This is a genomic window from Mycolicibacter hiberniae (assembly GCF_010729485.1).
Taxonomy (GTDB): domain Bacteria; phylum Actinomycetota; class Actinomycetes; order Mycobacteriales; family Mycobacteriaceae; genus Mycobacterium; species Mycobacterium hiberniae.
The window spans coordinates 2,713,198-2,738,757 of record NZ_AP022609.1; the positions used below are offsets into that span (position 1 = coordinate 2,713,198).

The following is a 25,560-nucleotide window of genomic DNA, read 5'->3' on the forward strand; positions in this document are numbered from 1 at the left end:
GCGGTATGTGACTGGAGCCCAGGCCCGTTATGCCGCTCTGCGGCGCGTCCCGGTACGCGCGGTCGCCGACTGAATACCTGCTTCGCGTCGCCGGCCATACGAGCGGAGTATCCATGCCACAGCGCGGCGATGGGGTGAGTGGGCTGAGCGAACCGGATCTGCACCATCACGGCGACAGCGAGGCCGGGCCCGGCCTGCTCGACTTCGCGGTCAACGTCTACGCCGGGCAACGCCCGGACTGGCTCGAGCACGCCCTGCACGCCTCGCTCGACGCCGCCCGCTCCTACCCTCAGACGGCGCCGGCCCGCGCCGCGCTGGCCGCCCGCCACGGTCTGGACGCCGCGGAAGTGCTGCCCACCGCAGGTGCATCGGAAGCCTTCGACCTGGTCGCGCGAGCGCGCCCCTGGCGCCGTCCCGTGGTGGTGCATCCGCAGTACACCGGCCCCCACGCCGCGCTGGTCGCCGCCGGCCACACCGTCACCACAGTGCTGTGTCACGACACCGACGGTTTTGCGCTGCACCCCGACGCGATACCTGCGGACGCCGACCTCGTCGTCGTCGGCAACCCGACGAATCCCACCGGGATCGTGCACCCGGCGGCGACGCTGTGCGCGCTGCTGCGACCAGGCCGGGTGGTGCTGGTCGACGAGGCGTTCCTCGATGCGGTCCCCGGCGAGCCGGAGACGCTCGCCGGCCAACGGCGACCGGGTCTGCTGGTGAGTCGCAGCCTGACCAAGCACTGGTCGATTCCGGGGATACGCGCCGGATATCTGCTGGGCGACCCGGCGCTGCTGACCGAGGCCGCCCGACTGCAGATCCCCTGGTCGGTGTCCGCTCCGGCACTGGCCGCCATGCTGGCCTGCTCGGAGCAGCGGGCGTTGCGCGAAGGCGACCGCCGGGCCGGGCAGCTGGCGAGCTGGCGGGCGCACCTCGCCGACGGACTGACCTCCCGCGGGATCCGGCTCGTCGCGGGCGCGGCGCCCTTTGTGCTGGCCCAGGTCGGCCGGGGCCTACACCAGTCGTTGCGCGCGAACGGGATTGCGGTGCGCCGGGCCGACAGCTTTCCGGGGCTGGATGACACCTGGGTGCGCATCGCCGTCCGTCCCCCACCGATGTCCGATCAGCTGCTGAGCGCCCTCGACGGGATCCTGCGGTGATCCCGGCCAGGGCGCTCGGGCTGGCGCTCGGCTTCGCCGCCGACCAGGCCTGGGGCGATCCGCGCAGGCTGCATCCGGTCGCCGGTTTCGGGACGTGCGCCCAGGCGCTGGAGCGGCGGACCTACCGTGACAGCCGGGCCGCCGGACTGGGCCACGTGGCGCTGCTGGTCGGTGGCGCTGTCGGGCTGGGATATGCGGCGCAGCAATGGATCCGCATCCCCTGGGCCAGCACGGCAGCGACCGCGGCGGCCACCTGGGTGGTGCTCGGCGGGCGCTCCCTGGAGCGCGAGGCGGAAGCCGTGCTGGATCTGCTGGACGCCGGCGACGTCGAGTCGGCTCGGGTGCGGGTACGCAGCCTCGTGGGCCGGGACACGGCCGCGCTGGGTCCCGACGAGATTGCCCGCGCGGTCGTCGAGTCGGTGGCGGAGAACACCTCCGACGCGGTGGTGGCCTCGTTGTTCTGGGGCGCCGGAGGGGGCGTTGCGGGCCTGCTCGCGCACCGCGCCGCCAACACCCTGGATGCCATGGTCGGTCACCGCAACGCCCGTTACGCCCGATTCGGGTGGGCGGCGGCCCGGCTCGACGACGCGCTGGGATTTCCCGCCGCACGGCTCAGCGCTGCCCTGGCCGCTGCGCTCGGACCCGATCCGCATGGCGCGCTGCGCGCCTGGCGCCGTGATGCGCGGCACCATCCCAGCCCCAATGCGGGGGTGGTCGAGGCGGCCTTCGCCGGTGCGCTGGGGCTGCGGTTCGGTGGGGTCAACAACTATTACGGCGATCGGTGTGAACACCGCCCGCCGATGGGCTACGGTCGGGCGCCGGCGCCCGGCGACATCGCGCCCACGGTGCGGTTGGCGCGGCGGGTGAACGCCGGCGCCCTGCTCACCGCGGTGGCGTGGTGTGTGGCGCGGGACAGGATGAGGAGGCAGGGATGACGTCCCCCGACGGCATCGAGTTCTCGACCGACGGTGTGCGTGTCGACCGGGATTGGTTGTGGGCCGAGATGGTCGAGCACACCTACTGGGCGAAGTACCGCACCCGTGCGATGTTCGACCGCCAACTCGACAGTGCGTGGCGCACGGTGGGCGCCTACCGGTCCGGCGACGGCGCGATGGTCGGGTTCTGCCGCGCCGTCTCCGACGGTGTCGCCTTCGCCTACCTGGCCGACGTCTACGTAGCGCGGGACCAGCGCGGCCTGCAGATCGGCAAGGGCCTGCTGCGCACCATGATCGACGAGGGCCCCGGCAGGGACTTCCGGTGGACGCTGCACACCGCCGATGCGCATGGCCTCTACGAGCAGTTCGGTTTCGGCGCGCCCGATGCGACCTACATGGAACGCCGCTATCGGCTGACCCACATCCGGGACTGAGACGCCTGCGATCGGCGAACCACGGGTGTGACGGGCCCGCTCACGCCTCGGTTCTGGTCAGCTCGATCACCGGGATGATCCGCTCGGTGCGTTCGCGATAGGTCGCGAAGCCGGGGTAGCGCTCGGCCTGGATCGCGTAGAGCCGGTCGTGTTCTGCTCCGGTGATCTCGGTGGCGACGACGGGAAAGGTCTCGGTGCCCAGCTCGACCGTCGCCAAGCGGTTCGCCCGCAGGTTGTGATACCAGCTCGGGTGGTGGTCTTTGCCCTCGTTGGAGGCGAACACGATGATCCGGTCGCCCTCGGGCAGGTACATCATCGGGCTGGTGCGCGGCTGTCCCGACTTGGCCCCGGTGGCGGTGAGCAGCAGGACCGGGGCCCCTTCGAACGGTCCGCCCAGCTTTCCGCCGCTGCTGCGGAATTCGGCGATGTTACGTGCGTTGAACTCCAGGATGCGTTCGGCGTCCACGGGCGGCCATCCCCTTCATTCGATACCCACGAAGTGCTCGATCACCGGCGGCGATTCGTAGAACCCGTGCAACAACGCGCGCCACCGCTCGAATTCCGGCGACTTCCGGAAGCCCTCGGTGTGCGCCTCGACGTTCTCCCATGTCACCAGCATCAGATACAGGTTCGGCGACTCCACCGACCGGGACATCGAAATGCCCAGGAATCCGGGCTGGCAGGAGATCAACGGCCGCGCCTGGGCGAATGCCGCCTCGAATTCGGCTTCGCTGCCCGGCCGGATGGGCAATACCGCGTGTTCCACAATCACGGCTGCCAGTCTGCCTGATGGCCGGTGGCCGGGATTACCACCCAAAGACCCTTTTCCAGCGCCCGGCGACGCCGGTAGGTTACCTGCTACTAGCAGACACAGACACTTCTGGAGGTGGCGGTATGAGCGCTCTCGCGGCGGCAGTGGTCTTCGGCTGGCTGGGCATGGTGCTGGCGATCTCTTTCCTGGAGGCGCCGCTGAAATTCCGGGCGCCGGGCATCACCGTCCCCCTCGGGCTGGGAATCGGCCGGTTGGTGTTCCGGGCGCTCAACGCGGTGGAGATCGTGCTGGCGACCGTGGTGGTGGCTGCGGTCGCCACCGATGCGCCCGGGACGGCGGCGTTGGCGGGGGTCGGCCTCGCGGTGGCGGTGCTGACCGTGCAGACGCTGGTGGTCCGGCCGCGGCTGCGCCGACGCTCGGACGCGGTGCTGGCGGCACAGAACGCCCCGGCCGGCGGCATGCTCGAGCGTTCGTCGGCGCACTATGCCTACGCCGGCCTGGAGGTGGTCAAAGTCGGCGCACTGTTGACCGCGGGTGCCGCGCTGCAACTCGCCACCATCGCCGCTTAGCGCCGGGCCCGGCGTCACGCGGCCTCACGGCGCGCCCGGCGCCAGAAAGGGCACGCCCCGATCCGGCCCGCCGCGCGCCAGATCCAGCAGCACATCGACGTCCACATGCTCCTCGAGCAGGTCGGCGAGCAGGTCGAGTCGGCGTTCCCGGGCCACCGGGAAGGACACCCCGGAGGGTGCCAGCCCGAGACTGTCGGCCAGAAACGCCGCACGCATGGCGTCGACCTCCAGGCACCCGTGCCGCATGGTGCCGAAAACGGCGCCGGCGCGCACACCGCCGGCAAACGCCTCGTCGGCCCCGGCGGTCGGGCCCGGGTCGATCCGGCCGTGATGAATCTCGTATCCGCCCTCGGACAGCCGCAGCACCTTCTGGGCGGCGAAGCAGGTCTCGACGTCCAGCAGGCCCAGCCCGGCCACTTCGCCGGGTGGGCCCTCGATCCCCTCGGGATCGCGAATCGTGCGGCCCAGCATCTGAAAGCCACCGCAGATCCCGAGCACCGGCCGGCCCGCGGCGGCGTGTGCGGCGATCGCGGCATCGATCCCCCGGGAACGCAGCCAGGCCAGGTCGCTGATGGTCGCGCGGGTTCCGGGCAACACCACCAGATCGGCATCGGACACCCCCCGCGGGTCGGCCGCGAACACCACATCCAGGTCGGGTTCTAAGCCGAGTGCGTCCAGGTCGGTGAAATTGCTGATCCGCGGCAGCCGGATCACCACCACGCGCCGCGCCCCGGGACGCACCGAGCGCCGGCCGTCCAGGTCGAGAGCGTCCTCGGAGTCCAGCCACAGCTCCGGGTGCCATGGCAGGGTGCCGAACACCCGCCGGCCGGTGAGGCGCTCCAGGTCCGCCAAGCCGGGTTCGAGCAGTTGCCGGCGCCCGCGGAACTTGTTGACGATGAATCCCGCGACCAATGCCTGATCCTCCGGCGAGAGCAGGGCGACGGTGCCGAAGAACGCCGCGAACACCCCGCCACGGTCTATGTCGCCGACGACCACCACCGGCAGGCCCGCGTGCCGCGCCAAGCCCATGTTCACGAAATCCCCAGCGCGCAGGTTGATCTCGGCCGGACTGCCCGCCCCCTCGGCGACGATCACGTCGTAACGCCCCGCGAGGTCGTCGTAGGCCCGGTGCGCCGCCGTCGCCAGCGCCGCCCGCCCGTGCAGCCAATTCGACGACGACAACGTTCCCCATGGCCGGCCCATCAGCACCACGTGGCTCTGCTGGTCACTGCCCGGTTTGAGCAGCACCGGGTTCATCGCCGGCTCCGGTTCGGCCCGCGCGGCACGGGCCTGAATCCATTGCGCTCGACCAATTTCGGCTGCCACCCCGGCCGCGTCGAGGCACACCATGGAGTTGTTGGACATGTTCTGCGCCTTGTACGGAGCCACCCGCATCCCGCGGCGGGCCAGGGCGCGGCAGATCCCGGTGGCAACCACGGTCTTACCGGCGTCGCTGGTGGTTCCGGCGATCAGGATTGCCCCCATCAGCTGTCCTCCCGGTCGCCGTCGCCGTCGCGCTAAGCCTGCCGCAACGACGCGCTCGGCACGGGGCCGGGGTGCGGGCCGGCCGCGTCCCGCCCATGCCGTGCGGTCTGGCGCCCGTTCGCCCCCGGACGGCATGCGAGAATGTCGCGGTAAGGCGATGACGAGGAAACTGATTTTGCGCTCATGTCCCGTGCGCTGCGGGTAGTTCCTGCACTACTGGTGGCGCTGGCCGCCGTCTTGGCCGGCTGTGCCGAGCCCGCCTCCCGCCCGCCGCGATCCGGCCCGGGCTGCATCACCGACTTCGATCCGGCCGTCGACTACTTCCCGGACAAGTCGACGCTGGCCGAGGCCACCAACGTGGCCATCGAGTACCACCGCAGCTACCAGATCCTGACCGTCACGCAGCCCTATCCCGGCGGCAAGCCGCAACGCTACGTCCTGGTGCGCTGCGGAGCGCCCGCCCCGGACCTGTCCGGTGCGCTGGCGCACGCGCCGCAGATCACCGTTCCGGTGCGCAGCCTGTATTCCGGCTCGACGACACATCTGGCGATGATCGCCGAACTCGGCCAAACCGCCGTGGTCACCGGGGTGGCGAGCCCGGCCGCGGTGGCCGACCCGCAGCTGCGCGCTCGCATCGCGGCCGGCGAGGTCGCCGGCTATGCCCCCGGCGGGCAGATCAACACCGAAAGCGTGATCGGCGCCGCCCCGGACCTGGTGGTCACAGGGGGCATCGACGATCCCGGCTACGCCACGCTGCGTGCGGCCGGTATCCCGGTGGTCGCCGACGCCGAATGGCTGGAACCCACCCCGCTGGGCCGGGCCGAGTGGATCAAGATGTTCGCCGCGCTGACCGGGACCGAACGTCAGGCGGGACAGGTCTACGAGTCCATCCGTGACGGCTACCGTTCCTGGGCGGCGCGGGCGGCAGCCGTCGAACCCGTCGAGGTCCTGGTCGGCACCATGTACTCGGGCAGCTGGTCGATGCCGACCGGCGACAGCTATGCGGGGCGTCTGATCGCCGACGCGGGCGGGTCCTACCCGTGGTTGTCCGACACCGGCGCCCAGAGCCGCCAACTGAACTTCGAGTCGGTCTACGCCCGGGCGGGGACCGCGCCGCTGTGGCTGGTCACCGACGACTGGCGGACCCTCGCGGACGCGGTGGCCCTCGACAGCAGATACGGCGAACTCAGCGCGTTGCGAACCGGTCAGGTGTGGTCGGCAACCAAGGCGGTGTCCCCCGGGGGCGGCAACACCTACTGGGAACGGGGCGCCGCCCGGCCGGATCTGCTGCTCGGTGACCTGATTGCGATCCTGCACCCCGGCCTCGCCGGGCATCACGACTTCGAGTTCTACCGACGGGTGCAGCCGTGAGGCCGCGCGTCGCGGTGGTGCTGGCCGCTCTCGCCGCCGCAGTGGTACTGCTGGCCCTGCTGGGCCTGGCACTGGGCCCGGTGCGGGTGCCGCTGCCTGACACCGTCCGGGTGCTGGTGGGTGCGCAGCCCTCCGATCCGCGCTGGCAGGTGATCGTGGGCAACATGCGGTTGCCGCGGGTGCTCACGGCGCTGGCCGCCGGTTCCGCACTCGGGGTCGCCGGCCTGCAGCTGCAAACCCTGTTCCGCAACACCCTGGCCGATCCCTACATCCTCGGCGTGAGCTCGGGAGCCAGCCTGGGAGTCGCGCTGGTGGTGCTGGCCGCCGGCGCGGCCGGCGGTGGATTCACCACAGCCCTGGCCGGTGCCGGTCGTGCGGCGCAGGTGCTGGCCGCAGCGCTGGGGGCCGCGGCGATGCTCACCCTGGTACTGGTGCTGTCGCGGTGGACCAGCTCGGCGGCGACGCTGCTGCTGATCGGCGTGATGGTCGGCGCGGCCAGTACCGCGCTGGTGAGTCTGGCGCTGGTGTACTCCGATCCGCAGCGGGTGCAGCAGTACCTGCTGTGGGGCCTGGGCAGCTTCGCCGCAACAAGCTGGTCCGACCTGCGGCTGCTGCTGCCGCTGGTGGCCGTCGGGCTGGTGACCGCGGCACTGACGGTCCGGCCGCTCAATGCCCTGCTGCTCGGCGAGAGTTACGCGGCGACCATGGGCATCGATGTCCGGCGGGTCCGGGTGGTGACGGTGGCCTCGGCGTCGCTGCTGGCGGGGGTGACCACCGCATTCTGCGGGCCGGTCGCGTTCCTCGGGCTGGTGGTGCCGCACGTCGCCCGGATCGTGATGGGCACCTCCGACCACCGGGTGGTGGTGCCGGCGGTGACCCTGCTGGGCGCTGCGGCCGCGCTGGCCTGCGGCATCGTCAGTCAGGTGCCGGGCAGCGACGTGGTGATCCCGATCAACGCGGTCACCGCGCTGATCGGAGCACCGTTGGTGATCGCGGTGCTGTTGCGGGCCCGCCGCGGAGCGGGGTTGCCGGCATGACGGGCCCGGGTGCCGCACCGGCCGTCGAGCTCGACGGCCTGGCGATCGGTTACCGCCGGCGGCGCCGATCGGTGACGGTGGCGGCCGGGCTGACCGCACGCGCGCGCCGCGGTGAGCTGACCGTGCTGATCGGACCCAACGGCGCGGGAAAGTCCACCCTGATCCGCACGCTGGCGGGTTTGCAGCCGGCCCTGGGCGGACGTGTCCTGCTGGACGGCGCCGAGCTGACCGCGCTGCCCCGCGACGAGCTGGCCCGCCGGGTGGCGGTGGTGCTGACCGGGCGGGTTGATCCCGGTCTGTTGGCGGCGCGGGAACTGGTCGGACTCGGCCGCATTCCGCATCTGGGCCTGGGCGCCCGGCTGCGCCCGGCCGACGAGGAGATCGTCGACTGGGCGCTGGCGGCGACCGGCGCGCAGCATCTGGCGGCACGACCGGCCGCCGAACTGTCCGACGGCGAATGCCAGCGCGTCCTGACCGCACGGGCGCTCGCCCAACAGCCAGGTCTGCTGATCCTCGACGAGCCGACCGCATTTCTGGATGTGTCGTCGCGGGCCGCACTGTTCGGCCTGCTGCGTGAGCTGGCCCGCGAGCAGCGGATGGCGGTGGTGCTCAGCACCCACGACCTGGAGTTGGCGCTGCGGGTGGCCGACCGGGTGTGGCTGATGGATCCGGCGGGCACCTGCGTGGACACCGTCGGCGAGGAGCTGATGTTGTCCGGGCGCATCGGGGAGATGTTCGGCAACGACACGTTGCGTTTCGACCCGGGCAGCGGGATGTTCGAGCTCGATACCCGTGCCGGCGACCGCCGCGTGCGCACCGCGCGAGTCGACGCCGCCGAACCACTGCGTTCGGCCCTGCACCGGGTGCTGGCCCGGGAGGGCTACGGCCCCCCGGGCAACCCCGACGACCCCGCTGAGATCGTGCTCACGGCAACCGAATCCCGCGCCATCACGGTGCGCACCGCCAACGGAAATCGCGACGCCGCACTGCCGGACCTGGCGCAGCTGCTGCGTACCCTGCCCACGGCTGCCCACCGCTGCGCACCGCCGGATCGCACCGTCGCGGCCCTGGCTGAATTGGCCTCCTTCGGAACATATTTCACGCTTTCGCCCGCCGGCGCGGCGGCGGACTGGCGGCCGGTGGCGGAGCTCTATACCGACCCGGAGCTGCTTTCCGGCGTGATCGCCCGGGTGCGGGAACGCATCGGGGCGTCGGAATTTCGGGTGGCAGCGTCCACCTTCTACCTTGGGTACGCCGCCCGGTTGTGGTCCATCGGGCTGGGCGCCGTAGCCGAACACGCGCTGCTGGTCGACCTTGATCCCGGCCGACTCCGGTACGCCGAATGCGGCGGCACCATCGGACTGCACCTGCCGGCGCCGTTGGCTTGGCAAAGCTCCGCGGAGGCCGCCGGCCCGCTGTGGGCGCTGCTGGGTGAGCAGATCCTGTCGGGGCACCTGCAACCGCTGGCAGCCGCGGTGCGCCGGCTCGGCCCGATCTCCGAGCGGCTCCTGCTCGGCAACGCCGCCGCCGCGGCGCTGAGCGCCGCGCACGCCCTGCACCGGCACCACGGCGGCAATCTGACCGACCAGCTGGGCTGGAAGCTGGCGCGGCACCTGGTCGACGACGAACGTCTTGCCGGGACACTGCGTTTCGACGGCCCCGGAACCGGCTACCGGCGCACCGGCTGCTGCTTGTTCTACCGCACGCCCGGTGGCGGCCTGTGTCACGACTGCGCGCTGAGCCACCGCCCGGCGACTCGTCCGCAACGCTGAGGCAGTCAGCCACAACACCCATCGGCAGCGCCCCACGACGAGCGCCTCAGGGTGCCTGCGTCTGCTGCTCCTTCATCCAGGTTCCGGGGGTCATCGGGGTGATCACGCCGCCGCTCAAGGCATTACCGGTCAATGCGGTCAACCCGCCCGGTACCGGGCCCGGCGAAGCGTCGTCCTCGGAATCCTCCAGATCCATGTATTCGTATCCGCGGCCGAGCATGTCGAGCTTCGCGCGCCGGCGCCGGCGCGCTTTGGCCGGCACCTCCGCCGCAGCGGCGGGGGCCGCAACCTCGCCGGTGTCGGGCTCCGGGGCTCGGCGCCGCCGCGCGCTGGTGCCGGCCCCCCGGCTGGCCTGCTGGCGCAGACCGGCCACCAGGTACATCGCGGACAGGCCGTCCACCGGGGATAACGGCGGGGCCGGCGGCGGCCCGGGCGGCGGGGGCGCCGGCGGGACCGGAGCAGGGGCCGACGCGGGCGCGGGCGCGGACACCGGTGCGGAAGCCGGCGGGGTCGGGGCCACCGTGAGACCGGCGAACGGCGGCGCGGGCGGCGCCACGGGGACCGCAACGCCGGGCACAGCCGCCAGGCCGGACAGCCCGGCCAGCCCGGCCAACGGTGCCGCGGCCAGCGGCGCGAGCATGGTGGTCAGCATCGGCAGCATCACCGGGATCAGCACCACCGCCTGCTCCAGCAGCGTCTTGAGCAGGGCGATCACATCGGTGATGATGGTGCCGACCGCCTCGACGGCGGTGAACAGCAGGGTCATGGCGATGGTGGTGGGATTTCCCGAGGCGAAGGCCGCGGCGATATCGGCGGCGATGAACGCGAAGGTCTGCGACAGATAGGCGGCGAACGAGCCGATGTCCATCGGGTAGCCGATCGCGAACGCGATGTTGTAGGGACTCAGAAAGCTCAGTGGATTGCCGAGGATGGGCAGCCACGGATTGAAGCCGCCGAACATCGACTGCAGGAACGGGTTGGCGGCCAGCTCATTGATCATCGGCTGGAGCACGTTGTTGTAGAACTCCGTATAGCCGATGTTCTGCAGCCACTCCATGATCTCGTTCTGCCGATCCGGCGGCAGCTGCGACGGGTCGGCCTCGGCGGATCCGGCCTTGGTGATCTGCGGCGCGGCGGGGGTCTGCGGGCTCGACGCCACCGCTGCCCCGGCCACGGCCTGGTAAGTGGCCATCACGGTGGCGGCCTGCAGCCACATCCGGCCGTAGTCGGCCTCGTTGAGCGCGATCGGGATGGTGTTGACACCGAAGAAGTTGGTGGCCACCAGCGCCGCGTGGGTGGCGTGGTTGGCCGCGAGCTCGGCCAGCGTCGGCATGGCGGCCAGCGCGGCACCGTAGGCGCTTGCCGCGGCCTGGTGCGCGGCAGCGCTGACGGCGCTGTCGAAACCGGCCTGCAGCAGCCACGCCAGGTAGGGAACGTTCGCCGCCACGTACGCCTCGGCGCTCGGTCCCTGCCACGCACCGGCCTGCACCTCGGCGAGCAGCACCGTCAACGCGTCGGCGACAGCGCCGTATTCGGCGCTCAACGCACTCCACGCCGACGCCGACGCCAACAGTGGACCCGCACCGGGACCTGCCGACAGCAAGGTGGAATGGACTTCAGGAGGAGACGCGATCCAAATCGGCGCAGTCACGTTGGCCAGCTCTCTCGGGTTGCCCGCCCGGAATAGCAGGATGCAACGACGAGTGGGTCTGGCTCTCGGGTGAGTGACTCCCCGATCACAGTGGCGGGACCGCTCCGGATTCGCACCGGATTCCTACCTCGTCATCGCCTGACCGGTGCATTGTCGCACGCCGACGGGCCCGGCCAAAGCCAAACATGACTCCCCGCGCCCCTGGGCACCCGTCCGCGTCGTGTGATCAATCGGCTCGAATCGATCGTGACTCGCACGCCGGTGGCGTCTTGCTGTGCGTGCGGAGTTCGCGGCCGTCGGGGGTTGGGCCCCGATCGGCGACGCTTGCGGCCTGTCCCGGCCCGCCGGGGCACCGGGTAATCTGCCGACCGTGTCCGACCCGGTGAACACCCCCACGATCTGCCTGAACATGATCGTACGAGACGAAGCCCACATCATTGAGGAGGTGCTGAGCGCCACCGCGCCCTACATCAACGCGTGGGTGATCGTCGACACCGGCTCGCAGGACGGAACCCAGCAGGTGATCCGCGAGCACATGGCAGCCCTGGGCATCCCCGGCGAGCTCTACGAACGGCCCTGGCGTAACTTCGGGCACAACCGCACCGAGGCACTGAGCCTGGCGCAGGGTCGCTGCGACTACATCTTGGTGATCGACGCCGACGACACGATTGTGGGCACACCCGATTTCACCGGCCTGGACGCCGACATCTACGAGATCCGTATCCGGCAGGAAGCCGTCAGGGGCTGGCGCCCGCAGCTGTTCCGCGATGGGCTGCCGGTGCGCTACGTCGGCGTGGTCCACGAGTACGTCGAATGCGATGAAGACCACGTCACCACCCGCTTCTACGGCGACTTCGCCATCGAATCACGGCGCCTGGGCGCCCGTAACCTGGATCCACAGAAGTATGCCCGCGACCGGGATCTCCTCATGGCCGAGGTCGAACGCAATCCCGAGGACGCGAGGTCGGTCTTTTATCTGGCGCAGAGCTGCTTCGATCTGGAGGATTACGCCGCCGCAGTCCCCTGGTACGAACGGCGGGCTCAAATGGGGGGCTACGACGAAGAGGTCTACTTCTCGCTGTACCGCAAAGCCGGCGCAATGGAGGTACTCGGCGAACCGTGGCCGGAAGTGCAGGCCGCCTACCTACGGGCCTGGGAGTTTCGGCCGACCCGTGCCGAACCGCTGTATTGCATCGCGTTCGCCTACCGCTCCGCGGGGCGCTACCAGCTCGGTCACCTGTTCGCCAGACAAGCCGAGGAAATCCCGATGCCCGACGACGACCTTTGGGTCGATGCGGGGGTCTACAACTTCCGCGCGACCGACGAGCGCGCGGTGTGCGCGTCGTGGCTCGGCAACCACGACGAAGCCTTCATGCTGTGCCGGGGCCTGGTGGCGCGCACCGCGGTCCCCGACGACGAACGGCAACGCATCGCTTCCAACCGCGATTATTCGGTTCCTGCCATGCTCGACGCAGCGTCGCACTATCCCGAAGCGGTGGTGCACAACCTGGTTGCCGGGCAGCCCGACGCTGAGGTGACGCTCACCCTGCGCACCGGGCCTGACCGAGCCGGCACCGAGCAGACCCTGAACTCGTTCCTGCACTGCTGCCTCGACGTGCCACGCGTCGGACGCTTCGTGGCGATCGACACCGGGCTGACAGCGCAAGATCGGGCGCTGCTGGCCCAGCGGTACCCGTTTTTGGCGTTCGCCGATCCGGGCACGGCGGCCATCGACGCGATCGGTGGTCGCTATTGGTTGCGGCTGGACGCGGGCTGGCGGTTCTTCGCTCCGGATAACCTCATCGCCCGCCTCACCGGCGCACTGCAGGCCGAACCACACGTGTTCCAGGTCGGCGTCAACTTCACCGACGCGGTAAAGCTGACCGGCACCTGCGCCCCAGAGGACACGGTGCGCCGCAGCCCCGATGCGGGCCGCTACGTGCTGACCGACAGGGCTGCCACCGGCCCGGCGATGTTCGACACCACGCGACTGGATCACGTGGGCGGCACCGCCACTCTCGACGAAGTCCTCTGCGTCCTTCAGTGAGCCGACCGGCCGCCCGCCGCCACGTCAGTCCTTGACGTCGATCGCAGCGTTGAGTGTCGGGCTGGGCCGCATCACCGCCGAGGTCAGCGCGTGATCGGGTGCGTAGTACCCGCCGATGTCCACCGGCTTGCCCTGCACCACGTTCAGCTCGTTGAGGATGGCGTCCTCGTTCTTGTCCAGCGCGTTCGCCAATGCGGCGAAGTGCTCGGCCAGTTCGGCGTCCTCGGTCTGGGCGGCCAGCTCCTCGGCCCAGTACTTGGCCAGGTAGAACTGGCTGCCGCGGTTGTCGAGCTCGCCGGTCTTGCGCGACGGGGATTTGTTGGCGTCCAGCAGCTTGCCGATCGCCGCGTCCAGGGTGACGCCCAGGATCTTGGCCGCCGAGTTTCCGGTTTTGGCACCCAGGTCGTCGAAACTGGCCGCCAAGGCGAGGAATTCACCAAGCGAGTCCCAGCGCAGGTGGTTCTCCTCCACCAGCTGCTTGACGTGCTTGGGCGCCGAACCGCCCGCGCCGGTCTCGTACATGCCACCACCGGCCATCAGCGGAACGATCGACAGCATCTTGGCGCTGGTGCCCAGCTCCAGGATCGGGAACAGGTCGGTGAGGTAGTCGCGCAGGATGTTGCCGGTGACGGCGATGGTGTCCTGGCCGCGGATCAGCCGTTCGAGGGTGTAACGCATGGCCCACACCTGCGGCATGATCTGGATCTCCAGACCTTCGGTGTCGTGGTCTGCCAGGTAGGCCTTGACCTTCTTGCGCAGTTCGGCCTCGTGCGGACGCTCGGTGTCCAGCCAGAACACCGCCGTCATGCCCGAGGCCCGCGCCCGCTGAACGGCCAGTTTCACCCAGTCGCGGATGGCGGCGTCGGTGACGGTGCACAGCCGCCAGATGTCGCCGGCCTCCACCTTCTGACTCAGCAGCACCTCGCCGGTGGCGAGGTCCACGATGTCGGCGACACCGTCCTCGGGCACCTCGAAGGTCTTGTCGTGGCTGCCGTACTCCTCGGCCTTCTGCGCCATCAGACCGACGTTGGGCACGGTGCCCATGGTGGCGGGGTCGAACTGGCCGTGGGTCTTGCAGAAGTTGATCAACTCCTGGTAGATCCGCGCGAAGGTCGACTCGGGGTTGACCGCCTTGGTGTCCTTCTGCCGCCCGTCGGCGCCGTACATCTTGCCGCCGGCCCGGATCATCGCCGGCATCGAGGCGTCGACGATCACGTCCGAGGGCGAATGGAAGTTGGTGATGCCGTTGGCCGAGTCGACCATCGCCAGTTCGGGCCGGTGCTCGTGGCAGGCGTGCAGATCTTCGATGACCTCCTCACGCTTGGAGGCCGGCAGCGTCTCGATCTTGTTGTAGAGGTCGACCAAACCGTTGTTGACGTTGACACCCAGGTCGTCGAAGAGCTGCTGGTGTTTGGCGAAGGCGTCCTTGTAGAACACCTTGATGGCGTGGCCGAACACGATGGGGTGGCTGATCTTCATCATGGTGGCCTTGACGTGCAGGGAGAACATCACGCCGGTTTTGCGGGCGTCCTCCATCTGCTCCTCGTAGAACTCCCGCAGCGCGCGCACGCTCATGAACATCGAGTCGATGACCGTGCCGTCGAGCAGCGACACCTTTTCCTTGAGCACAATTGTCTTGCCGCTCTTGGTTTTCAGTTCCATCTTGACGTCGCGGTCACGGTCCAGTGTCATCGACTTCTCACCGTGGTAGAAGTCGCCGTGGCGCATGGTGGCGACATGGGTGCGCGACGCCTGTGACCACTCCCCCATGCTGTGCGGGTGCTTGCGCGCGTACTCCTTGACCGCTTTGGGCGCACGGCGGTCGGAGTTGCCTTCCCGCAGAACCGGGTTCACCGCACTGCCCAGGCACCTGGCGTAGCGGTTGCGGACGTCGCGTTCACGGTCGGTCTTGGGGTCTTCGGGGAAGTCCGGCAGCGCGTAACCCTTGCCCCGCAGCTCCTTGATCGCGGCGATCAGCTGTGGCACCGACGCGCTGATATTCGGCAGTTTGATGATGGTGGTGTCCGGCAGCAGGGTGCGGCGCCCCAGTTCGGCCAAGTTGTCCGGGACCCGCTGCTCCTCGGTCAACTCGTCGGGGAACTCCGCGAGGATGCGGGCCGCCAGCGAGATGTCGCTGGGCTTCACGTCGATGCCCGCGGGGCCGGTGAAGGCCTGCACGATCGGCAGGAACGAGTAGGTCGCAAGCAGCGGCGCCTCGTCGGTCAACGTGTAGAAGATGGTCGGCTGGTCGGCGCACATGGCTGTTCTCCCGGCGTCAGGTTCGTGGCGAACGATCGTGTGCCGCGTTGTACACGGCGGCACCCAGTATCGCGTACCTCTTCGGCGCGCACGCCGCCGGTGAGTAACTGGCGACAGCTCCGGGGGATGCGATAAGATCCGTGGCGGTCATGAGTGCCAGCGCGAAGCCCCGGCTTGCTGGCCGGCAACCCTCCAACCGCGGTGGGGTGCCCCGGGTGATGACCGGGTTGAGTAGCCACCGTCGGCTACGCGGCAAGCGCGGGTCCGCCACAACGGGCCCCCCGAGTAGACAGGGGAACCTGATGCGTGCCTCATTGCGCCCGCTCGGCCGTTGTTGTTGTTGCTGATCCCAGGCCCAGACTTGCTCTTCTGTCCAGCGATAACACACCCGAGGAACCGATGACCGCCGACAACACCACTGACCCTACTGCGACCTGGTCGTTCGAGACCAAGCAGGTCCACGCCGGGCAGGCTCCCGATGCCGCCACCAACGCCCGCGCGCTGCCGATCTACCAGACCACCTCCTACACGTTCGACAGCACCGATCACGCGGCCAAGCTGTTCGGCCTGGAGGTTCCGGGCAACATCTACACCCGGATCATGAACCCGACCAATGACGTGGTCGAGCAGCGCATCGCCGCACTCGAAGGCGGGGTCGCCGCCCTCCTGGTGGCCTCCGGGCAGGCCGCGGAGACCTTCGCGATCCTCAACCTCGCCGGTGCCGGCGACCACATCGTGTCCAGCCCGCGGCTCTACGGTGGCACCTATAACCTCTTCCACTACTCGCTGACCAAGCTGGGCATCGAGACCACCTTCGTCGAGGACCCGGATGATCTGGACTCCTGGCGGGCGGCGGTGCGGCCGAACACCAAGGCGTTCTTCGGCGAGACCATCTCCAACCCGAAGATCGATGTGCTGGACATCCCGGGGGTGTCGGCGGTGGCGCACGAGCACGGAGTGCCGCTGATCGTCGACAACACCGTTGCCACCCCGTATCTGATCCAGCCGCTGGCCCACGGCGCCGACATCGTGGTGCACTCGGCCACCAAGTATCTGGGCGGGCACGGTGCGGCGATCGGCGGCGTGATCGTCGACGGCGGAAACTTCGACTGGACGCAGGGCCGCCACCCCGGCTTCACCACACCCGACCCCAGTTACCACGGGGTGGTCTTCGCCGACCTGGGCGCGCCGGCGTTCGCACTCAAGGCCCGTGTGCAGTTGCTGCGCGACCTGGGCTCGGCGATCTCGCCGTTCAACGCCTTCCTGATCGCCCAGGGACTGGAGACGCTGAGCCTGCGGGTGGAACGGCACGTGGCCAACGCCCAGCAGGTCGCGGAGTTCCTGGAAGCCCGTGACGACGTGCTGAGCGTCAACTACGCCGGACTGCCCAGCTCGCCGTGGCATGCGCGGGCCCAGCAGCTGGCACCCAAGGGCGTCGGCGGCGTGCTCTCGTTCGAGCTCGCGGGCGGCGTCGAGGCCGGCAAGGCGTTCGTCGACGCACTGCAGCTGCACAGCCACGTCGCCAACATCGGCGATGTGCGCTCGCTGGTGATCCACCCGGCGTCTACGACCCACGCCCAGCTCAGCGCCGAAGAGCAGCTGGCCAGCGGTGTTACCCCGGGCCTGGTTCGGCTCGCGGTCGGCATCGAGGGCATCGCGGACATCCTGGCCGACCTGGAGCTCGGCTTCGCGGCGGCCTCGGCGCAGCTCGACGGCGCGTCGCTGGCGGCCCGTTGAGGCGGTCCCCGGTGACGGTCTCCGACGTGCCCAGGCAGCTGCTGCCCGCCGAGGGAGAGACCGGCGTGGTCGCCATCGGGTCGCTGACGTTGGAGAGCGGCGCGGTGCTCGACGACGTGCACATCGCGGTGCAGCGCTGGGGCGAGCTCTCGCCCCAGCGCGACAACGTCGTCATGGTGCTCCACGCGCTGACCGGGGATTCCCATGTCAGCGGACCGGCCGGGCCGGGGCACCCCACCGCGGGCTGGTGGGACGGAGTCATCGGTCCCGGCGCCCCGATCGACACCGACCGCTGGTGCGCGGTGGCCACCAACGTGCTGGGCGGCTGTCGCGGGTCGACCGGGCCGGGATCGCTGGCCCGCGACGGGAAGCCCTGGGGTTCCAGGTTTCCCGCGATCACGGTTCGCGACCAGGTCCGGGCCGACATCGCCGCGCTGGCCGCGCTGGGCATCACCGAGGTAGCCGCCGTGCTGGGCGGTTCGATGGGCGGCGCCCGCGGCCTGGAGTGGATGGTCGGTCACCCCGACCGGGTGGGCGCGGGCCTGCTGCTGGCCGTCGGTGCCCGCGCGACCGCCGACCAGATCGGCACGCAGAGCACCCAGATCGCGGCCATCAAGGCCGATCCGGACTGGCAGGGCGGCGACTACCACGGCACCGGCCGCAGTCCGGAGACCGGACTGGCGATCGCCCGGCGCATCGCGCATCTGACCTACCGCGGCGAGGCCGAACTGGACCGGCGATTCGCCAACGCCGCCCAGGACGGGGAGGATCCTGCCGCCGGCGGCCGCTACGCGGTGCAGAGCTACCTGGAACATCAGGGCGACAAGCTGGTGGCGCGGTTCGACGCGGGCAGCTACGTGACCCTGACCGATTCACTGTCGAGCTTCGACGTGGGCGCCGGACGCGGCGGGGTGGCCGCGGCGTTGCGCGGCTGTCCGGTTCCGGCGGTGGTCGCCGGAATCACCTCCGACCGGTTGTATCCGCTGCGGCTGCAGGCGGAACTGGCCGAGCTGCTGCCCGGCTGCGACGGGCTGGCGGTGGTGGAGTCCGACGCCGGGCACGACGGCTTTCTGCTGGAGACCGGCCGGGTCGGCGAGCTGATCCGCCACACCCTGGACCTGGCGAGCACGTCCCGGGACCGCCGCCGGTGAGCCCGTCTGAGCAGGGCCGCCACGACCGCTCCCTGTCGTTCGGTTCCCAAGCTGCCGCCTATGAGCGGGGCCGCCCGTCGTATCCCCCGGAGGCCATCGACTGGCTGCTGCCGCCCGACGCCCGCGATGTCCTGGACCTGGGTGCCGGCACCGGCAAGCTCACCGCCCGTCTGGTGGAGCGCGGCCTGAACGTGGTGGCGGTGGACCCGATCGCCGAAATGCTCGAAGTGCTGGCCGGCGCCCTGCCGGGGACCCCGGCGCTGCTGGGTTCGGCCGAGCAGATCCCCCTGCCCGACAACAGCGTCGACGCGGTGCTGGTGGCCCAGGCCTGGCACTGGTTCGACGCCAGCCGGGCCATTCCCGAGCTGGTCCGGGTGCTGCGGCCCGGTGGCCGCCTCGGCCTGGTGTGGAACACCCGCGACGAGCGGCTTGGCTGGGTCAAGGAACTGGGCACGATCATCGGCCGCGAGGACGCTCGCGACGTGGTCGACGCGGGGGTGAGCCTGCCCGCTCCATTCGGCGACATCGAAAGCCATCAGGTGGAGTGGACCAGCTACCTGACGCCGCAGGCCCTGATCGACCTGGTCGCCTCCCGCAGCTACTGCATCACCTCCCCGGACGCGGTGCGCAGCAAGACCCTGGACCAGGTTCGCAACCTGCTGGCCACCCATCCCGCCCTGGTCGGGTCCACCGGCCTCGCGCTCCCCTACATCACCGTGTGTACGCGGGCGACGCTCTCCGATTCCTAGCGCAGGCAGGTGTTTACGCCGGCCGACAGCGGGTATGCCGCTTCGGTCGGCCGGAACCAGGGGCCCTACGGTTGGCACCCGACATGGCCCCGGCCATCCGAAGGGCCACCCCAAATGTCTGAGCGCCTGACCCCGCATTTTGCTGACGTACAAGCCCATTACGACCTGTCCGACGACTTCTTTCGGCTCTTCCTGGATCCGACTCAGACCTACAGCTGCGCCTACTTCCGGCGCTACGACATGACGCTGGAGGAGGCCCAACTCGCCAAGATCGATCTTTCGCTGAGCAAACTCGGCCTGCGCCCGGGCATGACGCTGCTCGATGTGGGCTGCGGATGGGGCGCCACCATGCAGCGGGCGCTCGAACAATACGACGTCAACGTGGTCGGTCTGACACTGAGCAAGCACCAGGCCGTCCATGTGAAATCGATGCTTGCCGCGATGGACTCTCCGCGCAGCAGACGAGTGCTGTTGGCCGGCTGGGAGGAGTTCGACGAGCCGGTCGATCGGATCGTGTCGGTCGGGGCTTTCGAGCACTTCGGCTACGACCGCTACGACGACTTCTTTGAGATGGCCTACCGCGCAATGCCCAGCGACGGGGTGATGATGCTGCACACCATTTGTGGCTTGTCCCCGCAACAGATAGTCGAATACGGCATGCAGCTGACGGCAGAGCTGGCCGCCTTTCAGGTATTCCTCATGACCGAGATCTTCCCCGGCGGCGAACTGCCGTCGGTGGCGCTGGTCAAAGAGCACGCCGTCAAGGCAGGGTTCACGGTGAGCCGCATCCAGTCACTGCAGCAGCACTACGCAATGACCCTCGACCACTGGGCGCAGGCATTGGAAGCGCACGAGTGTGAGGCCATCGCGCTTCAGTCCGAAGAGGTCTACGAACGGTACATGCGTTACCTGACCGGCTGCGCGGAGGAATTCCGGGAAGGCCGCTTCGACGTCAACCAGTTCACACTGGCCAAGTAGCCGGACCCCAAGCCCCTCTCGCCAAGGCGATTCCCGCTAGGCGCTGAACAGATCGGCGAAGTCGTTGGCGATCGACTCCAACGCGCTGGCGAGACTCAGCAGTTCGAACCCGATGGCGGTGGGGATCATGCCGAAGTCGGCCGCGAGCGGAAGTCCGACGGCGTTGGTCAACATGGTCAGCAGGTCGTCATCGCCCTGGAAGGCGTTCAAGAACATGCTGATGTTGTAGGCGGGCAGGGTGGTCAGCAACGAATTGAGGACGTCGGCTGTCGGCAGCAGCACTGAATACAGCGTCGAGGCCGCGGCGGCGAACGTGTTGACGATCTCGCTGAGGCCGGGCAGCGAGAAGTCCGTCATCGACTCGAGCGCATCGGCCGGGCCGCCCAGCGACAGGTGTCCGAGGTCGTAGATGAAGTCGTTGAATCCTTGCTGCACTCCCTGCGCCAACGAGTTCAGCAGGGTAAAGATGTCGATGCCCTGGGGGAACACGTCGTAATTGGTGAGTACGTTCGCCGGACCCCGGTCCCAGCCGCCGTGGGTCAGGACCCCGTCGACGTACGTGTCGACGTTGCCGTAACCCAGGTCCACCAGGATCCTGGTGACCGGCTCCAGCAGGTCATAGAGCGGCTCGCCGAACACCGGGATTCCCAGCAGCGGCTGCAGCAGCGGCAGGGTCTCCGTCGGAATCATGTAGTAGTCGGTGTTCAGGGCGGCCGAGACCCCGTCGGGCAGGGCCAGGGGTCCGTCATAGTTGGTGGATCCCAGCAACAACTGTGCGCTGTCGATGGAATCCGGCCGGGTGTAGCCGGGGCCGTGCACGAGCACGATCCCCAGGACCGCGTTGAGAGTGGACAGCAGGTTGAGCGGATAGCGCGGGAAGTCGGAGAATCCGTCGTACTCCGCGATGTAGATATCGGTCGCGTAAGGGGTGTCGGGCGTGCCGCCGTAGAAGTCGATCCCAAGGGGCGCGATGTACAGCGGAACCTCCGGCACCGCGAAGCGCGACAGCAGGCCGCCGTTGGGGAACATCTCATTGGCGATCAGGACGAACGACAGCTGATCGGGGCCGGGGGCGTTGCCGGATTCGAGCAGCCGGCTCATCTCGACCGACGACAGCACGGCGCTCTGCGAGACGCCGTAGACCACCACGTTGTCGCCGTCGGCGATGCGGTCGCGGAGCGTCCAGTCGAGCATCCGCGCTCCCTGCTCTACCGAGGTGGCCAGCGGCAGACTCTTGACACCAGTACCCGGGTACAGGCCCTCGGGGGTGAAGACGCCCTGCATGGTGTAGGCGCCGTACCCGAGGTGGGACAGGTACTGACTGGCCCAGTTGAAGTCCCACGTCCCCGGGATGGGGGTTCCAGTGCCACCCATGACCAGGGCCACGTTGTCGAGCAGCGTCACATCGGCGGCCGCCGTGCGCGCCGCGGACGCCGAGGCCGACGTCATGACTGGCGAGGCAACCACCGCGGCGGCGCTGGTCACGGCCACTGCCGCAACTCCCAGGGAGTGAAGCGTGGGGCTTACCTTCATGGCGACCTCCGACAGCGAGCACGGCCTGCATATTGCTTGCAGCACCTTCACGCTTGCATGATGGAATCTGCAGTAACCCTGGATAATCAAGCTTTCTACTGCAGGAATCTCCGCTGAATAGGGCTTTCATCCGGATCGGCGACCATAATCCGACTTATGTTGCTTGCCGTCCGCTTAGCCGGGAGGAAACGCCGAGGTTCGACCTGCAGGCCCTGAACGTCGCCGGTGGTGAACGGGAAGGTCGGTTCGAACAGCGCCGTAGGCAAACCGTGACCCGGCCGACTCGTGGCTGTGACGGTTTTGATGCAGGATTTCAACAACAACGTTCGGATACTTTCCGCGCACCGCTCGGTGCCGAACGACCGGACGGGGGACCCATGCGAGGCTTCGGGATCAGGGCGGGCGCGATGACCGGCTTAGCGGGCTTGATCGCCACCGCGGGCTTAGCGGCACCGGCGCAGGCAAGCCCGGTCGACAGCACATTTCTGACCGATCTGGCCGGGGCCGGCATCCCAGTGGGCGACCCTGCCGCCACGGCAGCGCTCGGCCAGTCCGTGTGCCCGAAGCTGACCCAACCCGCCGGCAAGGCGGCCTCGGTGGCCGCTCCGGTCACCGGCCTGGGGGGCGGGCCCGCCATGTCCCCGCAGATGGCGCAGATGTTCACCGAGATCGCGGTTCAGATCTACTGCCCGCAGATGCTGTCCCAGCTGGCCAGCGGTCAGATTCCGGACCTGCCCCAGATCCCCGGGTTGCCGATGGGCATCCCCGGCCTGGCCGGGGCGTTCCCGGCCTTCCCGGGCCGGTAGCGCCGACTCCCCGGCCTAGCCGGGCTCGGCCCCGGGCTTGAGGTAGCTGACCAGGCTGACGTCGAGGACTTCGTCGCTGAAGTAGTGCTCGCAGCCGCGCAGATACTTCAGGTAGCGCTGGTAGACCTCTTCGGACTGGATCTCGACGGCCGCGGCTCTGTTGGCCTCCAGCGCATCGGCCCAGATCCCGAGCGTCTTGATGTAGTGCGGCCGCAGCGACAGTGCTTCGGGCACGACGAAACCGGCGTTGCGGCCGTGTTGCACCATCATGTCCGTGGTGGGCAGCCGCCCGCCGGGAAAAATCTCGGTGAGAATGAACTTGATGAACCGCGCGGTCTCGAAGGTGAGCTTCTTGCCCCGCGCGTTCAGCTCATACGGGTGGTAACTGACGCTGCTCTGGATCGTCATTCGCCCATCGGTGGGCAGCATCTGGAAACACCGGGCGAAGAAATCGTCGTAGCGCTCGTGACCGAAGTGCTCGAACGCCTCGATGGAGACGATCCGGTCGACGGGTTGGTCGAACTCCTCCCACCCGTGCAGGAGCACCCGGCGCTCGCGCTCGGTGTCGACGGCGTCGAGCAGTCGCTGCGCGTGGGCATGCTGATTCTTCGACAGTGTCAGGCCGATGACGTTGACGTCGTAGGTCTGCAGGGCGCGCTTCATGGTCGATCCCCAGCCGCAGCCGATGTCGAGCAGCGTCATTCCCGGCCGCAGATCGAGTTTGTCCAGATTGAGGTCGATCTTGGCGACCTGGGCCTGCGCCAGCGACAGTTCCGGCGGCTCGAAATAGGCACAGCTGTAGGTGCGCGTCGGGTCTTGGAACAGCGCGAAGAAGTCGTCAGACAGGTCGTAGTGCGCCTGGACGTCGGCGAAGTGCGGCCGCAACGACCTGGCGGCGGAAGGGTCCGGCATCGCCGGCCTACTTCTGCAACGTGAACTGGTTGACGTCGATGTAGCCCGTGCGAAAGCCGTTGGCGCAACCGGTCAGATAATGCATGTAGCGGTCGTAGACCTCCTGTCCCTGGATCTCCACGGCCCGCTCCCTGTTGCTCTCCAGCGCCGCCGCCCAGCAGTCGAGGGTCCTGGCGTAGTGCGGCTGCAGCGAATGCCTGCGGGTCAGGGTGAAACCCGCTCGGTCCGCATGCTGCTCGACCATCTCGATGGAGGGAAGCCGCCCACCCGGAAAGATCTCGGTCACGATGAACTTGATGAAGCGGGCCAACGAGAAGGTCAGCGGCATGCCACGCTCGACCATCTGCTGCCCGGTCAGCCCGGTGATGGTGTGCAGCAGCATCACGCCGTCGGCCGGCAAAGCGGCGTAGGCCATGGCGAAGAAATCGTCGTAACGTTCGTGCCCGAAGTGCTCGAAGGCACCGATGGACACGATCCGGTCGACGGGTTCGCCGAAGTTCTCCCAGCCCTCCAGCAGCACTCGCCTGCTGCGCCCGCTGTCCATCGACGCGAACATGGACTCCACATGGGCCGCTTGATTTTTGCTCAAGGTCAGCCCGGTCACATTGACGTCGTATGCTTCCACCGCCCGGCGCATGGTTGCGCCCCAGCCGCAGCCGACGTCGAGCAGCGTCATGCCGGGCTGCAGGCCCAGCTTGCCCAGCGCCAGATCGATTTTGGCGAGCTGCGCCTGCTCCAGCGTCATGTTGTCGCGCTCGAAGTAGGCGCAACTGTAGGTCTGGGTCGGATCGAGAAAGAGCCGGAAGAAATCATCGGACAGGTCGTAATGGGCCTGCACGTCCTCGAAATGCGGTATCAGCTTCTTCGCCATGGCAATGCGCCTTCGGCCGGCGGCCGAAAGCGTCCCCCTCCCCTTGCTTAGGTCCTAGTACCTTCCGAACGCCAGTGCCACGTTGTGACCGCCGAACCCGAAGGAATTGCTGATCGCGAAGTGGTAGTCGCCTGTTCGCACGTCGGTGGCGACGACATCCAAGTCGATCTCGGGGTCCAGATGGCGCAGGTTGAGCGTCGGCGGGACCACGCCGTCCCGCAACGCCAGGACGGTGAGGATCGACTCCACCGCCCCCACCGCGCCGACCGAATGCCCCAGCGCCGACTTGGGTGCGTACACCGCCGGCCGGTGAGCTCCCATGGCGTTGTTGATCGCCTGGGCCTCGGCGAGGTCGCCGATTCGAGTTCCGGTCGCATGCGCGTTGATGTGGTCGATATCGGTGGCGGCCAGCCCGGCAAGCTCGATCGCCCGGGTGATGGCATGTCCGGCCCGCTCCCCCGTCGGATCGGGCGCCACGATGTGGTAGCCGTCCGAGGTGATTCCGGCGCCCATCAGCCGGCCCAGAATCGTGGCGCCACGCGCCTTGGCGTGCGCCAAGGTCTCGATGACCATCAACGCGCCCGCCTCGCCGAAGACGAACCCGTTGCGGGCGGCGTCGAAAGGGCGGCAGGCGCCCGCCGGGTCGTCGTTGGTGGTCGACAACACGATGCGCATCGCGGCGAATCCGGCGATGGGAACGGCCTCGATCTTGGTCTCGACTCCGCCACAGATCGCGATGTCCGCTTCGTCGTGGACGATGTTGCGCCAGGCTTGGGCGATACCCTCGGCACCGGAGGCACACGCCGAGATCGGGGTGAAAACACCGGCTTTGGCTCCGCGCTCCAGCCCGACCGCCGCGGCGGCCGCATTGGGCATGTACTTCTGCACCCCCAGTGGCGAAACTCGCTTCATGCCGCTTTCGACCATGCCCTGGTAGCCCCAGACAAGTTCCTCCGGCGAGCCGAGACCGGTGCCGATCGACACCAGCAGCCGGCGCGGGTCCACTTCCGGCGCGCCGGCATTCGCCCAGACCCGGCGCCCCAGGACAACCGCCATCTTCTGCAGATAGGACAGTCGGTGCAATTCCTTGCGGTTCAACTCGTGGTCGAAGTCCTCCAGCAGATGCCCGCCGATACGCACTGGGAGGTCGAACCGCTCGACGAACGGGTCGTCGAGTTTGCGAATCCCGCTCTGGCCGTCCAGGAGTTTCTTCCAGGTCTCCTCGGCGTCCGGGGACAGCGCGGTTGTCATCGCGACGCCGGTGACCACCACCTCGGGGAGGCCGTTTCCGGTGGAAAGCCGGGTCTGTCGGGCCATCTGAGCGCCTCGCTTCC

22 protein-coding genes and 2 riboswitches are annotated in these 25,560 nt (G+C 68.8%); of the genes, 13 read left to right on the top strand and 9 right to left on the bottom strand.

Annotated elements, in window-relative coordinates:
* Positions 1–113: 113 nt before the first annotated feature.
* Genes cobC through G6N14_RS12830 form a run of 3 tightly spaced genes read left to right on the top strand, consistent with a single transcriptional unit; the run spans position 114 to position 2,526 of the window.
* Entirely contained in the window at positions 114–1,157 is a 1,044-nt protein-coding gene (gene cobC / locus G6N14_RS12820) for an Rv2231c family histidinol phosphate aminotransferase CobC (protein ID WP_234808862.1), read from the top strand.
* Complete coding sequence (locus tag G6N14_RS12825) at positions 1,154–2,092, top strand: cobalamin biosynthesis protein (protein ID WP_085135134.1); 939 nt, start codon at positions 1,154–1,156, stop codon at positions 2,090–2,092. Before cobC ends, G6N14_RS12825 begins: the two co-directional genes overlap by 4 nt.
* Positions 2,089–2,526 (top strand): GNAT family N-acetyltransferase, encoded by a 438-nt coding sequence (locus G6N14_RS12830; RefSeq protein ID WP_109559757.1) that lies wholly within the window; start codon positions 2,089–2,091, stop codon positions 2,524–2,526. Before G6N14_RS12825 ends, G6N14_RS12830 begins: the two co-directional genes overlap by 4 nt.
* Before the next feature lie 40 nt (positions 2,527–2,566).
* Here G6N14_RS12830 and G6N14_RS12835 read toward each other — a convergent pair whose 3' ends face one another.
* Both G6N14_RS12835 and G6N14_RS12840 read right to left on the bottom strand, forming a co-directional pair.
* The gene (locus G6N14_RS12835; RefSeq protein WP_179960837.1) at positions 2,567–2,992 is read right to left on the bottom strand and encodes a nitroreductase family deazaflavin-dependent oxidoreductase; all 426 of its coding nucleotides are present in this window, start codon (positions 2,990–2,992) and stop codon (positions 2,567–2,569) included.
* Between the two features lie 15 nt (positions 2,993–3,007).
* Complete coding sequence (locus G6N14_RS12840; RefSeq protein ID WP_085135135.1) at positions 3,008–3,298, bottom strand: antibiotic biosynthesis monooxygenase family protein; 291 nt, start codon at positions 3,296–3,298, stop codon at positions 3,008–3,010.
* Positions 3,299–3,420: 122 nt separating this feature from the next.
* Between G6N14_RS12840 and G6N14_RS12845 the strand changes: the two genes are divergently transcribed.
* Positions 3,421–3,867 (top strand): hypothetical protein, encoded by a 447-nt coding sequence (locus G6N14_RS12845; RefSeq protein ID WP_085135136.1) that lies wholly within the window; start codon positions 3,421–3,423, stop codon positions 3,865–3,867.
* Positions 3,868–3,891: 24 nt separating this feature from the next.
* Here the strand turns inward: G6N14_RS12845 and G6N14_RS12850 are convergent, their stop codons facing one another.
* Complete coding sequence (locus G6N14_RS12850; protein ID WP_085135137.1) at positions 3,892–5,352, bottom strand: cobyric acid synthase; 1,461 nt, start codon at positions 5,350–5,352, stop codon at positions 3,892–3,894.
* Between the two features lie 183 nt (positions 5,353–5,535).
* Between G6N14_RS12850 and G6N14_RS12855 the strand changes: the two genes are divergently transcribed.
* The 3 genes from G6N14_RS12855 to G6N14_RS12865 are packed head-to-tail and all read left to right on the top strand — an operon-like array spanning position 5,536 to position 9,532.
* Positions 5,536–6,723: an ABC transporter substrate-binding protein gene (locus G6N14_RS12855; protein ID WP_085135138.1), complete on the top strand. Its 1,188-nt coding sequence runs from the start codon at positions 5,536–5,538 to the stop codon at positions 6,721–6,723.
* Positions 6,720–7,760, top strand: coding sequence for a FecCD family ABC transporter permease (locus G6N14_RS12860; protein WP_085135139.1), 1,041 nt, complete (start codon positions 6,720–6,722; stop codon positions 7,758–7,760). The genes G6N14_RS12855 and G6N14_RS12860 overlap by 4 nt, the downstream gene beginning before the upstream one ends.
* On the top strand, positions 7,757–9,532 hold the full coding sequence (locus tag G6N14_RS12865) for an ATP-binding cassette domain-containing protein (protein ID WP_085135140.1): 1,776 nt from the start codon (positions 7,757–7,759) through the stop codon (positions 9,530–9,532). The genes G6N14_RS12860 and G6N14_RS12865 overlap by 4 nt, the downstream gene beginning before the upstream one ends.
* Positions 9,533–9,578: 46 nt before the next feature.
* On the opposite strand, the gene G6N14_RS12870 is transcribed toward G6N14_RS12865, so the two are convergent.
* Positions 9,579–11,183 (bottom strand): PPE domain-containing protein, encoded by a 1,605-nt coding sequence (locus tag G6N14_RS12870; protein ID WP_085135257.1) that lies wholly within the window; start codon positions 11,181–11,183, stop codon positions 9,579–9,581.
* Between the two features lie 30 nt (positions 11,184–11,213).
* A riboswitch (cobalamin riboswitch) is annotated at positions 11,214–11,353 on the bottom strand.
* Positions 11,354–11,553: 200 nt separating this feature from the next.
* Between G6N14_RS12870 and G6N14_RS12875 the strand changes: the two genes are divergently transcribed.
* Positions 11,554–13,230, top strand: a complete 1,677-nt coding sequence (locus tag G6N14_RS12875; RefSeq protein ID WP_234808863.1) for a glycosyltransferase — start codon at positions 11,554–11,556, stop codon at positions 13,228–13,230.
* 24 nt (positions 13,231–13,254) lie between these two features.
* Here the strand turns inward: G6N14_RS12875 and G6N14_RS12880 are convergent, their stop codons facing one another.
* A complete protein-coding gene (locus tag G6N14_RS12880) occupies positions 13,255–15,489 on the bottom strand; it encodes an NADP-dependent isocitrate dehydrogenase (protein ID WP_085135141.1) in 2,235 nt (744 codons plus the stop codon).
* A gap of 145 nt (positions 15,490–15,634) precedes the next feature.
* Positions 15,635–15,754: riboswitch (SAM riboswitch) on the top strand.
* A gap of 134 nt (positions 15,755–15,888) precedes the next feature.
* On the opposite strand from G6N14_RS12880, the gene G6N14_RS12885 reads away from it, so the two are divergent.
* The 4 genes from G6N14_RS12885 to G6N14_RS12900 all read left to right on the top strand — a co-directional run bounded on the left by G6N14_RS12885 (position 15,889) and on the right by G6N14_RS12900 (position 20,104).
* Positions 15,889–17,226 carry a bifunctional o-acetylhomoserine/o-acetylserine sulfhydrylase gene (locus G6N14_RS12885; RefSeq protein ID WP_085135142.1) on the top strand — a complete coding sequence of 446 codons (1,338 nt, stop codon included), beginning with the start codon at positions 15,889–15,891 and terminating at the stop codon, positions 17,224–17,226.
* A gap of 11 nt (positions 17,227–17,237) precedes the next feature.
* Positions 17,238–18,377, top strand: coding sequence for a homoserine O-acetyltransferase MetX (metX, locus tag G6N14_RS12890; protein WP_085135143.1), 1,140 nt, complete (start codon positions 17,238–17,240; stop codon positions 18,375–18,377).
* The gene (locus G6N14_RS12895; protein ID WP_085135144.1) at positions 18,374–19,126 is read left to right on the top strand and encodes a class I SAM-dependent methyltransferase; all 753 of its coding nucleotides are present in this window, start codon (positions 18,374–18,376) and stop codon (positions 19,124–19,126) included. The genes metX and G6N14_RS12895 overlap by 4 nt, the downstream gene beginning before the upstream one ends.
* A 114-nt stretch (positions 19,127–19,240) precedes the next feature.
* Positions 19,241–20,104 (top strand): cyclopropane mycolic acid synthase family methyltransferase, encoded by an 864-nt coding sequence (locus G6N14_RS12900; protein ID WP_085135145.1) that lies wholly within the window; start codon positions 19,241–19,243, stop codon positions 20,102–20,104.
* A 36-nt stretch (positions 20,105–20,140) separates the two neighbouring features.
* On the opposite strand, the gene G6N14_RS12905 is transcribed toward G6N14_RS12900, so the two are convergent.
* The gene (locus G6N14_RS12905) at positions 20,141–21,595 is read right to left on the bottom strand and encodes a PE-PPE domain-containing protein (protein WP_234808864.1); all 1,455 of its coding nucleotides are present in this window, start codon (positions 21,593–21,595) and stop codon (positions 20,141–20,143) included.
* 449 nt (positions 21,596–22,044) lie between these two features.
* On the opposite strand from G6N14_RS12905, the gene G6N14_RS12910 reads away from it, so the two are divergent.
* Positions 22,045–22,443, top strand: coding sequence for a DUF732 domain-containing protein (locus tag G6N14_RS12910; protein WP_234808865.1), 399 nt, complete (start codon positions 22,045–22,047; stop codon positions 22,441–22,443).
* Between the two features lie 15 nt (positions 22,444–22,458).
* On the opposite strand, the gene G6N14_RS12915 is transcribed toward G6N14_RS12910, so the two are convergent.
* From G6N14_RS12915 to kasB, 3 genes are read right to left on the bottom strand one after another with little or no spacing between them, the layout of a single operon-like run.
* Positions 22,459–23,355, bottom strand: a complete 897-nt coding sequence (locus G6N14_RS12915) for a cyclopropane mycolic acid synthase family methyltransferase (RefSeq protein WP_085135148.1) — start codon at positions 23,353–23,355, stop codon at positions 22,459–22,461.
* A gap of 7 nt (positions 23,356–23,362) precedes the next feature.
* Positions 23,363–24,226: a cyclopropane mycolic acid synthase family methyltransferase gene (locus G6N14_RS12920; RefSeq protein WP_085135149.1), complete on the bottom strand. Its 864-nt coding sequence runs from the start codon at positions 24,224–24,226 to the stop codon at positions 23,363–23,365.
* A gap of 54 nt (positions 24,227–24,280) precedes the next feature.
* Positions 24,281–25,543 (bottom strand): 3-oxoacyl-ACP synthase KasB, encoded by a 1,263-nt coding sequence (kasB, locus tag G6N14_RS12925; RefSeq protein ID WP_085135150.1) that lies wholly within the window; start codon positions 25,541–25,543, stop codon positions 24,281–24,283.
* Positions 25,544–25,560 lie beyond the last annotated feature (17 nt).